This is a genomic window from Micrococcus sp. NPDC078436, from assembly GCF_040702705.1.
Lineage (GTDB): Bacteria > Actinomycetota > Actinomycetes > Actinomycetales > Micrococcaceae > Micrococcus.
In genome coordinates, this window is record NZ_JBFBLX010000013.1 from 1 (window position 1) to 12766 (window position 12766).

Here is a 12766-nt window from a genome sequence, read left to right on the forward strand (position 1 = left end):
CCACTACAACTACCATCGGCCTCATACCTCCTGCGCAGAGGCTCCTCCGGCCTCACTGGCCCCGGCCCGAGTCAACAACGTCATGCCCTCCTACAGCTAGCCCGCCCCCTCCCCCGAACGAGGTGTCACGAATCGTTGGCATCCGGGCCGCATTCCAACGATTCGTGACAATTCGTCTGCGCGGAGAGGACGGCGCCGCGGCGGAGGGCGGCGCGCAGGTCGGCCGCCATCCGCTCGAACCCCGACGGCGTCCACACGTCCCCGGCCACCCGCAGACAGGTCCAGTCCGACGCCTCGAGACGGCGCACGCGGCTGATGTCCTCCCGGAACTGGGCGACGTCCGTGCGGTGGTGGTCGCCCTCGTACTCGAGGCACACGCGCGACTCCTCCCACACCAGGTCCGGCATGATCCACGACCCGCCCCGGAGCGTGACCCGCACGTTCATCCGCGGCTCCGGGAAGCCGGCCCCCACCAGCCGCAGCCGCAGCCGGCTCTCCGCGGGCGATCCGCTGCCGTCCCGCAGCAGCGGCAGCGCTGCCCGCATCAGGCGCACCCCGCGCACGTTCCGCCGCTTCCCGACGACGGCGGCCAGTTCCGCTCGCGTGCATCGCGGGTGCTCGCCGGGCTCCTCCCTGGCGGCCGCCCCGTGCGCGGACTGGAGCAGCGACTCCCCCGCCACCACGAGGTCCTCGAGGGCACGCTCCTCCACGAGGGGCGGGACGGACCGTGGGTCACCCCACGGGACGAGCTGTGTGGCCAGGTCAGTCCAGGTCCATGCCGCCGACGTCACGGGGACGCCCGCGAGACGGGTGACGGGGGCGGCCGGGGGAAGCGTGTGGGGACGGACGCCGCGAGGACGGGGGCGGCCGCCGGCGTCGATGCGCTTGGACAGATGGAGCGGGGAGAGCGGGTCCAGCGCCGACGGCAGCCAGATCCCCCAGACCCACGCGGCGGTGGCGTGAGTGACCACGGCGTCCCCGGGCGTGAGGTCCGTCAGCGCTCGCAGGTGACCGATCCGGTCGACGGGACCCGGTCCGATCGCCCGCAGACCCCACGCCGGGGCCGCGAGGTCGGACGCGCGCAGGCGCTGGGCCGTCGCACCGGCGGCCCGCAGAGCGCGGACGGTGGACACCGGTGCCGCGCCGGAGGTGAGCAGGCGCCGGGGCACGGGGGCGTCCTCGTGGTCGGGTGGTGGGGAGACGGCGGGCGGGAGCCGTCGAGGGGGACGGGTCATGCCCCCAGTGTGGCGACCGCCGCGCGCGAGGGGCGGGCCGTCGTCGTCGTCGGTGGACGAGGCGCGCCCGCTTGGCACGTGTGCAGGAGCAGCCCACCCCCACATACCCACACGCACCCACACACCCACCCACACGCAGATGAGGTGTCACGAAGTGTTGGTATCCGTGGCGGATACCAACACTTCGTGACACCTCGTTCGGAGGGGAGGGAGGGGGGTGGGGTCAGCTCACCAGCCGCGCTCGGCCAGGCGGTGCGGGGCGGGCAGGTCCGCCACGTTGATGCCCACCATGGCCTCGCCGAGGCCGCGGGAGGCAGCGGCGATCGCGGCGGGGTCATCGAACTGGGCCGTCGCCTTGACGATGGCCTCGGCACGCTGGGCGGGGTTGCCGGACTTGAAGATGCCGGAGCCCACGAACACGCCGTCGGCGCCCATCTGCATCATCAAGGCCGCGTCCGCCGGGGTGGCCACGCCGCCTGCGGTGAACATGACGACCGGCAGGGTGCCGGTGGAGGCGACCTCGGCCACGAGCTCGTAGGGGGCCTGGAGCTCCTTGGCGGCCACGTACAGCTCATCCTTGGCCAGGCCCTGCAGCGCCGCGATCTCCTTGCGGATGGTGCGGATGTGCTTCACGGCCTCGGAGACGTCGCCGGTGCCGGCCTCGCCCTTGGAGCGGATCATGGCCGCGCCCTCGGTGATGCGGCGCAGCGCCTCGCCCAGGTTGGTGGCGCCGCAGACGAACGGCACGTCGAAGCCCCACTTGTCGATGTGGTTCACGTAGTCGGCCGGGGAGAGCACCTCGGACTCGTCGATGAAGTCCACCTTCAGGGACTGCAGCACCTGGGCCTCCACGAAGTGGCCGATGCGCGCCTTGGCCATCACGGGGATGGAGACGGCGTCGATGATGCCCTCGATGAGGTCCGGGTCCGACATGCGGGCCACGCCGCCCTGGGAGCGGATGTCCGCGGGCACGCGCTCGAGGGCCATCACGGCGACGGCGCCGGCGTCCTCGGCGATGCGGGCCTGCTCCGGGGTGACGACGTCCATGATGACGCCGCCCTTGAGCATGTCGGCCAGGCCGCGCTTGACGCGGGTGGTGCCGGTGCCACGCGTGCCGTCGTCCGTGGCGGAGACGGTGGAGGCGGAGAAGCTGGCGGCGCGCTCGTCGCTCATGGGGGTCCTTCCGGAGGGGGGTGCGGCCCCGGCGCCGAGGCGGCGGCACGGAGCGGAGATGCCCACGAGTCTAGACGGCGCGCCCTCCTCGCACGCCCAGGTGCGACGCCCGACGACGGACGCGCCGGGTCAGGCGTTCCAGAGGCCGTAGGAGTCCGCGAGGCCGGCGATCTTCTGGGCGCGCAGCACGCGCGGGAGGTAGGAGCCGTCGCCCACCGCGGCCCCGGACGCGTGCTCCTCCAGGAGGTCGTGCGCCCACTTCAGCTCGTCCTCGGACGGGGACATCGCGCGGTTGATCCACTCCACCTGGTCGCGGGCCAGCACGAGGCGACCAGTCATGCCCATCGAGGCGGTCACGGCGCTGGACTCGCGCACGGCGTCCTCCCCGTCCGTGTTCCCGGGAGGGCCGTCGATCGCGCCGGGCAGCCTCCCCACGCGGGAGGCGATCACCATGCGGGAGCGGGCGTAGGCCATGGCCAGGGGCTCCTCGCCCACGCCCACGTCCTTGCGGAAGTCGTTCACGCCGAAGGCGAGGCGGAAGGTGCCCGGCGCCTTGGCCACGGCGGTGGCGTTCTCGATGCCGAGGGCGGACTCGAGCAGGGCGATCACGGGGGTGCCGGCGCGCAGGCGCATGGCGGTGAAGGTGACCTGCTCGGGCTCCTCGGTCTCCGCGAGGACCACGCCGCGCACGCCGCTCAGCCCGGCCAGCGCCTCGAGGTCCTCGGCCCAGTGGTCGGTGGAGGAGGCCGAGATGCGCACCCACGCCGTCATGCCGCCGGAGAGGGCGTCGACGACGTTCGCGCGCGCCTCGTCCTTCTGCGCCTCGGGCACGGCGGCCTCGAGGTCGAAGACCACCGAGTCCGCCTCCGAGGCCAGCGAGGGGGCGAACTCCTCCGGGCGGGCCGCGCTCACCAGCAGCCAGGAGCGGCTCAGCTTGGCGGGCAGGGCGGCGGCACGGCGGTTTCTCACGGGCATGGGCTCACCCTATCCTCCCGGCCGGGCGCCCCTCCGGGCCGCGCCGTAGCATGGGGGCGTCCTCCCCCGCACCCTCCCCGTGACCCCCAGGAGCCCGCATGCGCCAGCCCCCCGCCCCGCGGCTCCTGCTGCTCGCCGGTCTCGGCGCGGCCACCGCCCTCGCCTCGGGCTGCGCGGTCGGCCCCTCCGCCCCCGACGCCTCCTCCGGGGCCTCCGGGGCGTCCGGGCTTCCGACGGCGGACGCGGAGGGCTACGCACCCCTGGCCATGTACCTCGTGGCCGCCGACGGGGAGGGGCCCACGGGCGCCGAGACCCGCGCGTTCGGCTGCGGCGACCTCCTGGTGCGCGTCGAGACGGTGCCCTCCCGCGAGCCGGACCCGCTGCTCGCCGCGCTCGACTTCCTCACCGAGGACATGTCGGGCGAGCACGGCCGGCCCGCCCTCACCAACGCCGTGGTCGGGGCGGCGCCCGACCTCGTCCTCACCGGCCACCGGCGCGAGGGCGACACCGAGGTCGTCACCTTCTCCGGCCCGGTGAGCCCCGAGGACGACTGCGCGGCCCAGCGCCTCCGCGCCCAGCTCCAGGAGACCGCCCGGGCGCAGACCTCCGCGGCCACGGTGCGCCTCGAGGTGGACGGCACGGACCTCGACACCCTCCTCGGCCTGGCCCCGCTGGCGCTCAGCCCGGCCGAGGCCGGCTCCGCCGCCACTGCGACATCGCCCGCGGCCTCCGCGACGCCGGAGCGCGCGAGGGAGACGAGCCCCGCGGCCGAGCCGAGCACCGAGCCGACGCCGGAGTCCACGACCGCACCGAGCGCAGCCGAGACCTCCCCGGCGCAGACGACCGCTCCGACCACCGGCCGACCCTCTCCCGAACCCAGCCGCAGTCCCACCCCGTCCACCGCCTCCACGCCCCCGCCGACCCTCGGGCAGCGCGCGGGGGAGCCCGCGGCGGACGCCTCCGCGGACCCCGCGCCGTCGGGCTCGGTCTCCGGCTCAGGCGAGCCCTCCGCCACGCCCTCGGCGTCGCCGTCGACGTCCTCCGCGGAGGAGGGCGACGCCGCCCCCGCGCAGCGGAGCACCACGCCGGCGGAGACGAGCCCTGCCGGCGGCTGACCGGCCCCGCCTGTCCTCGGCGGCACGGGCCTGCTAGCGTGCGCAACCGTGCAGCCTCGTCGAGAACTCCTGTCCCACCGCGCCCTGGGCGTGACGCAGTCCGCCGTCCGCGATGTCTTCGACATCGCCATGGGCCCGAGGCTCATCTCCCTCGCCGGGGGCAATCCCTGGCTCGCCGACCTCCCGCTCGAGGAGCTCTCGCGGATCGCCGCGGACCTCGTGGCCCAGCAGGGCACCGAGTCCCTGCAGTACGGCCCGGGCCAGGGCCTGCTGGAGATGCGCCAGGCCGCCGCCGCCGTGATGGCCGTGGACGGCATCCCGGACGCCGACCCCGAGCTCGTGGTGATCACCCCCGGCTCGCAGGCCGCCATCGACACCGCGTGCCGCACGTTCGGCAACCCGGGCGACGTCGTCGTGGTGGAGGACCCCACCTTCGTGGGCGCCCTGACCACGTTCAACACGTGGGAGCTGGACGCCGTGGCCACCCCCACGGACGAGCAGGGCCTGATCCCCGCCTCCCTGGAGGAGACCCTCACCGCGCTCGCCGCCGAGGGCCGCCGCGTGGCCTTCCTCTACACGATCCCCTCCTTCGCCAACCCGTCCGGCGCGCTCCTGCCCGCCGAGCGCCGCGACGAGGTGGCCGCCGTGTGCGAGCGCCACGGCGTGCTGATCGTGGAGGACAACCCCTACGGCCAGATCGCGTTCGACGGCGCCCCGCTCACCCCGATCGCCGCCGCGCACCGCGAGAACACGGTGTACCTGGGCACGATGTCCAAGATCTTCTCCCCGGGTGTGCGCATCGGCTGGGCCCTGGTGCCCTCCGCGCTCAAGCGCGAGTACTACCTGGCCGCGGAGTCCGCCTTCATCCACGCCTCCACGTACTCCCAGATGCTCTCCACGGCGTTCCTCACGCAGCTGGACTGGCAGGGCCACGTGCGCGAGGTGACCGACCTCTACCGCGAGCGCGCCGCCGCGCTGGCAGGCGCGGTGCGCGAGCACTGGGACCCCGCCGTGGAGTTCGCGGACCCGAAGGGCGGCTTCTTCCTGTGGGCCACCCTGCCCCAGGGCGTGGACACCCTGGCCCTGATGCACCGTGGGATCGAGGCGGGCGCGGTGTTCGTGCCGGGCGCCGCCTTCAGCCCCGTGGAGGGCGTCCACTCGACCCTGCGCCTCGCCTACCCGTTCGTGGACGCCGAGCGGCTCGTGGAGGGCGTGCAGCGCCTGGCACCCGCCGTGAACGAGGCCGTCGCGGAGGCGCGCACGCGCTGACGCACGCCATGGGGACGTGCGGGCGGCCCACCCGCCTCGCGCGTCCCCGGGTGCCGGCTCCGCCCGGGGCATTCTCGCGACCCCTTCCCGTGGAGCCGGGTGATCGTATACGATTGCCCGCATGACGCAGATCACGCCCGAGACCCCCGCCCCGCAGCCCGCCGGCGGCCAGCCCTCCGGCACCCCCACCGTCACGGAGCACGACTTCGCCGCGCGCGGCGCCCGTCCCGGCAAGGTGGTGGCGCTGCACCTGAACTACCCCTCGCGGATCGCCCAGCGCGGCCGCTCGCCGAAGTTCCCCGGCTACTTCCTCAAGGCCGGCACCTCGATCGCCCGTTCCGGCGACGTCGTCGAGCGCCCCGTCGGCACCGAGCTCCTCGCCTACGAGGGCGAGATCGCGCTCGTGATCGGCACCGCGGCCCGCCGCGTGAGCCCGGACCAGGGCTGGCGGCACGTCGCCGGCGTCACCGCCGCGAACGACTGGGGCCTCTACGACCTCCGCCACGCGGACAAGGGCTCCAACGTGAAGAACAAGTCGGGCGACGGCTACACGCCGCTCGGCCCGGCCGTCATCTCCGCGGACGGCCTGGACCCCGAGGCCCTGCGCGTGCGCACCTGGGTCAACGGCGAGCTCGTGCAGGACGACACCACCCAGGGCCTCGTCTTCCCGTTCGGTCAGCTCGTGGCCGACCTCTCCCAGCTCATGACCCTCGAGCCCGGCGACGTGATCCTCACCGGCACCCCCGCCGGCTCCTCCGTGGCCCAGCCCGGCGACGTCGTCGAGGTGGAGGTGGACGCCCCCACCGCCCCCGGCGCGCCCTCCACGGGCCGCCTGGTCAGCCGCGTGGCCGAGGCCGAGCAGCCGATGGCCTCCTACGGCCACGGCCCCCAGGTGGACGACCTCCAGCGCGAAGAGGCGTGGGGCTCCCGCGCGGCCGCGGGCCTGCCGCCCGTGGCGGAGGACGCGACGGCCGCCGACGCCGCGGCCACCCCGGCCGCCGAGGCTCCCACCGCCGACGCCGCCTACCGCTGGGTGCCCTCCGAGCCCCGCCCGGACCGGACCCTGCTCACGGACGAGCTGAAGGCGAAGATCGCCGAGTGCGCGGTCGCCACCATCACTTCGCAGCTGCAGAGGCGGGGCATCCAGAACGCCACGATCGACGGCGTGCGCCCGATGCACCCCGGCCGCCGGATCGTGGGCTACGCCCGCACCCTGCGCTTCATCGCCAAGCGCGAGGACCTGTTCACCGAGTTCGGCGGCGGGTTCAACGCGCAGAAGCGCGCCATGGACGCCGTCCAGCCGGACGACGTGGTGGTCATGGAGGCCCGCGGCGAGGCCGGCACCGGCACCCTCGGCGACGTCCTCGCCCTGCGCGCCCAGGTGGCCGGCGGCGTCGCCGTCATCACCGACGGCGGCGTGCGCGACTCCGCCGCCGTCGCCGAGGTGGGCCTGCAGGTCTACAACGCGGCCGTCCACCCGGCCGTGCTCGGCCGCCGCCACATCCCGTGGGAGGTCGACGGGACCGTCACGTGCGGCGGCACCGCAGTGCAGCCCGGCGACATCGTGATCGGCGACGACGACGGCGTGGTGGTGGTGCCCCCAGCCCTGCTGCACGAGGTCATCGACGACGCGTGGGAGCAGGACCGCCAGGACGCGTGGGTGTACGAGCAGGTGCAGTCCGGCCAGCCCGTGGACGGCCTGTTCCCGCCGAACGCCGAGTGGAAGGCGCGGTACCAGCAGTTCCGCGAGGCCCAGCGTGACGCCGTCGAAGGCTGACGCCGCCTACCAGGCGATCATGCGCGGCATCCAGGAGCAGCGCTATGAGCCGGGCGACCGGCTGGTGCTGGCCCAGATCGCGGAGGAGCTGGGGATGTCCGTGGTGCCCGTGCGCGAGGCGATCCGGCGCCTGCAGTCGGAGAGCCTGGTGGAGTTCCGCCGCAACGTGGGCGCCACCGTCGTCGGGATCGACCCCGTGGAGTACCGCTACACGATGGAGACCCTCGCGCTGGTGGAGGGCTACTCCACCGCGCAGTGCGCCCCCCACGTGACGGCGGCCGAGATCGCGCAGGCGCGCGAGCTCAACGCCCTCATGCGCATGCTCGTCACGGGCGAGGCGGACTGGGACGCCGTGCAGTTCACCGACCTGAACCGCCGCTTCCACGCCCTCCTGTTCGAGCACCACCAGAACGACCACGTGCAGGACCTGGTGCGCCGCGGCTGGAACCGCCTCTCGGCCCTGCGCGCCTCCACGTTCGCGTACGTGCCCGGGCGGGCGGCCGCCTCGGTGTGCGAGCACGAGGAGCTGCTGCGGCTGATCGAGGGGCGGGCGGAGTTCGCCGCCGTCGAGCACGCCGCACGGACCCACCGGCTCAACACCCTGCACGCCTACCTGGACCACCAGGCGTCCCTCGAGGACGCCCACCCCGAGACCCCGTCCCCCGCCGGCACCCCGGCGACGACGTCACCCACCCGAGCACAGCTGGAGAGGACACCATGAGCGAGAACACCGTCTCCCACCGCAAGCCCGAGGGCCTGCCGGACGTCATCCGCCACTACATCGACGGCGAGTACGTCGACTCCATCGACGGCGACACCTTCGACGTCCTGGACCCCGTCACCAACGAGTCCTACATCCAGGCCGCCTCCGGCAAGTCGGCGGACATCGACCGCGCCGTGGCCGCCGCGAAGGCCGCCTTCGAGCGCGGCGAGTGGTCCCAGGCCCTGCCCCGCGCCCGCTCCCGCGTGCTGCACAGGATCGCCGACATCATGGAGACCCGCGGCGACCAGCTCGCCGAGATGGAGTGCTTCGACACCGGCCTGCCGATCAAGCAGGCCAAGGGCCAGGCCGCCCGCGCCGCGGAGAACTTCCGCTTCTTCGCGGACCTGATCGTGGCCCAGCACGACGACGCCTTCAAGGTGCCCGGCCGCCAGGCCAACTACGTGAACCGCAAGCCGATCGGCGTCGCGGGCCTCATCACGCCGTGGAACACCCCGTTCATGCTCGAGTCCTGGAAGCTCGCCCCGGCCCTGGCCACCGGCAACTCCGTGGTGCTCAAGCCGGCCGAGTTCACCCCGCTCTCGGCCTCCCTGTGGGGCGGCATCTTCGAGGAGGCCGGGCTGCCCCAGGGCGTCTTCAACATGGTGCACGGCTTCGGCGAGGAGGGGTTCGCGGGCGACCCGCTCGTGAAGCACCCGGACGTCCCGCTGATCTCCTTCACCGGCGAGTCCCGCACCGGCCAGATCATCTTCGGCAACGCGGCCCCGTACCTGAAGGGCCTGTCCATGGAGCTCGGCGGCAAGTCCCCGGCCGTCGTCTTCGCGGACGCGGACCTGGACACCGCCATCGACGCGACGATCTTCGGCGTGTTCTCCCTCAACGGCGAGCGCTGCACCGCCGGCTCCCGCATCCTCGTGCAGCGCGACGTCTACGACGAGTTCGTGGAGCGCTACGCGAAGCAGGCCGCCAACGTGAAGGTCGGCCTGCCCTCCGACCCCACCACCGAGGTCGGCGCGCTCGTGCACCCCGAGCACTACGAGAAGGTCATGTCCTACGTGGAGATCGGCAAGGGCGAGGCCCGTCTCGTGGCCGGCGGCGGCCGCCCGGAGGAGTTCCCGGAGGGCAACTTCGTGCAGCCCACCGTGTTCGCGGACGTGGCCCCGGACGCCCGGATCTTCCAGGAGGAGATCTTCGGCCCGGTCGTGGCGATCACCCCGTTCGACACGGACGAGGAGGCCCTCGAGCTGGCCAACAACACCAAGTACGGCCTGGCCGCCTACATCTGGACCAACGACCTCAAGCGCGCCCACAACTTCGCTCAGGACGTCGAGGCCGGCATGGTGTGGCTGAACTCGAACAACGTGCGCGACCTGCGCACGCCGTTCGGCGGCGTGAAGGCCTCGGGCCTCGGCCACGAGGGCGGCTACCGCTCGATCGACTTCTACACCGATCAGCAGGCCGTGCACATCAACCTCGGCGAGGTGCACAACCCCGTGTTCGGCAAGCAGGAGCAGGCCGCCTCGAAGATGGACGGCTGACGCGCCGGGCCGCCTCCGCCGTCGTTCGCGAAGCGGGGCCCCACCTCCGCTTCCCTTCGCAGAGCGGGAGGCTGAGGCCCTGTGCCCACCGACGGCGCCCGCACCCTCCTCGTGAAGGCACGGGCGCCGTCGTCGTGCCGGGGGCGCATCCGTTGCGGCACGGACGCAGGGGTGGGCGGGAATGCCCGTCCCGCCCTTCCCCCCGGGCCGCGTGATCGTATACGATCGAGCCAGTGACCGTGTCCCAGGCCACAGCGGGGCGTCACCGCCGACACCCCACCTCAGCGAAGGAGCATCGATGACCAACCTCGAGAGCCGCCAGAAGACCTCGTCCGGCTTCTACGTGACCAAGGAAGCCCCCATCACCCCGGAGAACCCCCTCCCCACCCCGACGTCCGAGGCGCCGGACATCCTGCGCTGCGCGTCCATGGAGCTCGTGGTCACGGACCTGGAGCGCTCCCGCAGCTTCTACGTGGACGTGCTGGGCCTCGTGGTGACCGAGGAGGACGACGAGGTCATCTACCTCCGCTCCATGGAGGAGTTCATCCACCACAACCTGGTGCTGCGCAAGGGCGAGATCGCCGCCGTCGCCGCGTTCTCCTACCGCGTGCGCACCCCCGAGGACCTGGACAAGGCCGTGGCCTTCTACGAGGAGCTCGGCTGCCGCGTGGAGCGCAACAAGGACGGCTTCGTGAAGGGCGTCGGCGACTCCGTGCGCGTCGAGGACCCGCTGGGCTTCCCCTACGAGTTCTTCTACGAGACCGAGCACGTGGAGCGCCTGGCCTGGCGCTACGACCTCTACACCCCCGGCGCGCTGGTGCGCCTGGACCACTTCAACCAGGTGACCCCGGACGTGCCCCGCGCCGCGAAGTTCATGCAGGACCTGGGCTTCCGCGTCACCGAGGACATCCAGGACGAGCAGGGCACCGTGTACGCCGCGTGGATGCGCCGCAAGCCCACCGTGCACGACACCGCCATGACCGGCGGCGACGGGCCCCGCATGCACCACGTCTGCTTCGCCACGCACGAGAAGCACAACATCCTCTCGATCTGCGACAAGCTCGGCGCGCTGCGCATGTCCGACCACATCGAGCGCGGCCCCGGCCGCCACGGCGTCTCGAATGCGTTCTACCTGTACCTGCGCGATCCGGACGGCCACCGCGTCGAGGTCTACACCCAGGACTACTACACCGGCGACCCGGACAACCCGGTCGTCACGTGGGACGTGCACGACAACCAGCGCCGCGACTGGTGGGGCACCCCGGTCGTGCCGTCGTGGTACACGGACGCCTCCCTCGTGCTCGACCTCGACGGCAACCCGCAGCCCGTCGTCGCCCGCACGGACGAGTCCGAGATGGCCGTGACCATCGGCGCCGACGGCTTCTCCTACACCCGCGAGACCGAGGGCGAGGAGTCCATGCCCGAGTGGAAGCAGGGCGAGTACAAGCTGGGCAACCAGCTCTGATCCGCTGAGCCGGACCGCCGGTGCGCGACACCACCGCTGTGCCGGACCGCCGGCGCATCAGCTGGGCGCAGTACTGCCAGGTAACCCCCCGGGCTACCTGGCAGTACTGCGCCCAGCTCATCCAGTGCCTGTGTCGCGGGAGGCCTGTGCCGCGGGGAACCTGGGGGGCCTGGGGGCGGGGGGCGGGGACCGCAGACATGGCGGACGACACCCGGACTAGCCTGGCGGCATGGACGAGACGAACGCGCCGACCCCTGAAGCGCCCCGCGTGCTGGCCGACGTCGCCGCGCTGACGGACGGGCTGGCCGCGGCGGAGCCCGGCGCGGCCTGGCGTCTGAAGGACGACCCGCGCGACCTGGACGTGAACCTCGTGCGGCTGCCCGCAGGCGGGCGCAACGAGCCGTTCGAGGGCCCCGGGCTGGACATCCTGGTGCACGTCGTCGCCGGCTCGGGCGTGCTCCACACCGACGGCGGCGACGTTCCCATCCGCGCCGGCCAGCTGCTGTGGCTGCCGAAGAGCTCCCGCCGCGGCTTCACCGCTGGAGACGAGGGCCTCGCCTGGCTGACGGCGCACCGGCGGAAGCAGGGGCTCGCGATCGGACACCGGCCGGGCTGAGGCCCGCACCGCCGTCGTGAGCGGGCCCACACCCGGGCGGATCGCAACGTATACGATTGGCGAAGCCCGCCGTCGCACCCCGAGGAGCACCATGCTGGACCACGAGACGCACGTGAAGATCGCCGACGAGCTCTTCGAGGCCGGCCGCACCGGCACCCCCGTGCCCCTGCTGACCGCCCGCCACGCGGGCATGGAGATCGAGGACTCCTACGCTGTGCAGCGCATCTGGGCGGAGCGCCGCGTGGAGGCGGGGCGCCGCGTCGTCGGGCACAAGATCGGCCTGACCTCCAAGGCCATGCAGGCCGCCACCGGGATCACCGAGCCGGACTACGGCGTGATCTTCGATGACCAGGTGTTCGAGTCCGGCCACGAGTACGAGACCGCGCGCATCACCAACCCCCGCATCGAGATGGAGCTCGCCTTCGTGCTCAAGGAGGAGCTGCGCGGCCCGAACGTGACCCTCTTCGACGTGCTGCGCGCCACCGAGTACGTGGTGCCCGCGCTCGAGGTCCTCGACGCCCACGTGGAGCTGCAGGGCCGGACCATCGTGGACACCATCGCGGACAACGCCGCGCTCGGCTCCATGGTGCTCGGCGGCCGCCCCGTGGCCCCCGACGCCGTGGACCTGCGCTGGGTGGCCGGGACGCTCTCCCGCAACCAGACCATCGAGGAGACCGGCGTGGCCGCGGGCGTGCTGAACCACCCGGGCAACGGCGTGCACTGGCTGGCCAACCGCCTGGCCGAGCACGGCGACGCGCTCGCCGCCGGGGAGATCGTGCTCGCCGGCTCCTTCACCCGCCCGATGCACGTCAGCGCCGGGGACACCGTCACCGCCGACTACGGGCCGCTCGGCACCGTCACCTGCCGGTTCGCCTGAGAGGA

At 73.2% G+C, this 12766-nt stretch carries 11 protein-coding genes and 1 pseudogene; 9 read left to right on the forward strand and 3 right to left on the reverse strand.

The window, feature by feature from the left end; translation table 11 throughout:
• Positions 1-100 (forward strand): annotated as a pseudogene (locus tag AB0302_RS08200) (IS481 family transposase); the annotation flags it as partial.
• Positions 101-125: 25 nt separating this feature from the next.
• Here the strand turns inward: AB0302_RS08200 and AB0302_RS08205 are convergent.
• The 3 genes from AB0302_RS08205 to AB0302_RS08215 form a co-directional block, all read right to left on the reverse strand.
• A complete protein-coding gene (locus AB0302_RS08205; protein ID WP_366371252.1) occupies positions 126-1235 on the reverse strand; it encodes a hypothetical protein in 1110 nt (369 codons plus the stop codon).
• 228 nt (positions 1236-1463) lie between these two features.
• Positions 1464-2408, reverse strand: a complete 945-nt coding sequence (gene pdxS, locus AB0302_RS08210; RefSeq protein ID WP_366371254.1) for a pyridoxal 5'-phosphate synthase lyase subunit PdxS — start codon at positions 2406-2408, stop codon at positions 1464-1466.
• Positions 2409-2537: 129 nt separating this feature from the next.
• On the reverse strand, positions 2538-3383 hold the full coding sequence (locus AB0302_RS08215; RefSeq protein WP_366371256.1) for a CoA ester lyase: 846 nt from the start codon (positions 3381-3383) through the stop codon (positions 2538-2540).
• Positions 3384-3481: 98 nt separating this feature from the next.
• On the opposite strand from AB0302_RS08215, the gene AB0302_RS08220 reads away from it, so the two are divergent.
• The 8 genes from AB0302_RS08220 to hpaH all read left to right on the forward strand — a co-directional run bounded on the left by AB0302_RS08220 (position 3482) and on the right by hpaH (position 12761).
• Complete coding sequence (locus AB0302_RS08220) at positions 3482-4498, forward strand: hypothetical protein (protein ID WP_366371258.1); 1017 nt, start codon at positions 3482-3484, stop codon at positions 4496-4498.
• A gap of 48 nt (positions 4499-4546) precedes the next feature.
• A complete protein-coding gene (locus AB0302_RS08225; protein WP_366371260.1) occupies positions 4547-5767 on the forward strand; it encodes a PLP-dependent aminotransferase family protein in 1221 nt (406 codons plus the stop codon).
• Positions 5768-5888: 121 nt separating this feature from the next.
• Entirely contained in the window at positions 5889-7544 is a 1656-nt protein-coding gene (locus tag AB0302_RS08230; protein WP_366371262.1) for a fumarylacetoacetate hydrolase family protein, read from the forward strand.
• A gap of 19 nt (positions 7545-7563) precedes the next feature.
• On the forward strand, positions 7564-8265 hold the full coding sequence (locus tag AB0302_RS08235) for a GntR family transcriptional regulator (protein ID WP_298712697.1): 702 nt from the start codon (positions 7564-7566) through the stop codon (positions 8263-8265).
• Positions 8262-9803, forward strand: a complete 1542-nt coding sequence (gene hpaE, locus AB0302_RS08240; RefSeq protein ID WP_366371264.1) for a 5-carboxymethyl-2-hydroxymuconate semialdehyde dehydrogenase — start codon at positions 8262-8264, stop codon at positions 9801-9803. The genes AB0302_RS08235 and hpaE overlap by 4 nt, the downstream gene beginning before the upstream one ends.
• 298 nt (positions 9804-10101) lie before the next feature.
• Complete coding sequence (gene hpaD, locus AB0302_RS08245) at positions 10102-11268, forward strand: 3,4-dihydroxyphenylacetate 2,3-dioxygenase (RefSeq protein WP_298712238.1); 1167 nt, start codon at positions 10102-10104, stop codon at positions 11266-11268.
• Positions 11269-11497: 229 nt separating this feature from the next.
• Positions 11498-11884, forward strand: a complete 387-nt coding sequence (locus tag AB0302_RS08250) for a cupin domain-containing protein (protein ID WP_298985226.1) — start codon at positions 11498-11500, stop codon at positions 11882-11884.
• A 91-nt stretch (positions 11885-11975) separates the two neighbouring features.
• Positions 11976-12761, forward strand: a complete 786-nt coding sequence (hpaH, locus tag AB0302_RS08255; protein ID WP_298712230.1) for a 2-oxo-hept-4-ene-1,7-dioate hydratase — start codon at positions 11976-11978, stop codon at positions 12759-12761.
• Positions 12762-12766 lie beyond the last annotated feature (5 nt).

Excerpts from the sequence above, each read along its gene's own strand:
- hpaE (WP_366371264.1), top strand. The coding sequence starts at position 8,262 with ATGAGCGAGAACACCGTCTCCCACCGCAAGCCCGAGGGCCTGCCGGAC.
- AB0302_RS08220 (WP_366371258.1), top strand. The coding sequence starts at position 3,482 with ATGCGCCAGCCCCCCGCCCCGCGGCTCCTGCTGCTCGCCGGTCTCGGC.
- AB0302_RS08230 (WP_366371262.1), top strand. The coding sequence starts at position 5,889 with ATGACGCAGATCACGCCCGAGACCCCCGCCCCGCAGCCCGCCGGCGGC.
- hpaH (WP_298712230.1), top strand. The coding sequence starts at position 11,976 with ATGCTGGACCACGAGACGCACGTGAAGATCGCCGACGAGCTCTTCGAG.
- AB0302_RS08205 (WP_366371252.1), bottom strand. The coding sequence starts at position 1,235 with ATGACCCGTCCCCCTCGACGGCTCCCGCCCGCCGTCTCCCCACCACCC.
- hpaD (WP_298712238.1), top strand. The coding sequence starts at position 10,102 with ATGACCAACCTCGAGAGCCGCCAGAAGACCTCGTCCGGCTTCTACGTG.
- AB0302_RS08250 (WP_298985226.1), top strand. The coding sequence starts at position 11,498 with ATGGACGAGACGAACGCGCCGACCCCTGAAGCGCCCCGCGTGCTGGCC.
- AB0302_RS08235 (WP_298712697.1), top strand. The coding sequence starts at position 7,564 with ATGCGCGGCATCCAGGAGCAGCGCTATGAGCCGGGCGACCGGCTGGTG.
- AB0302_RS08215 (WP_366371256.1), bottom strand. The coding sequence starts at position 3,383 with ATGCCCGTGAGAAACCGCCGTGCCGCCGCCCTGCCCGCCAAGCTGAGC.
- pdxS (WP_366371254.1), bottom strand. The coding sequence starts at position 2,408 with ATGAGCGACGAGCGCGCCGCCAGCTTCTCCGCCTCCACCGTCTCCGCC.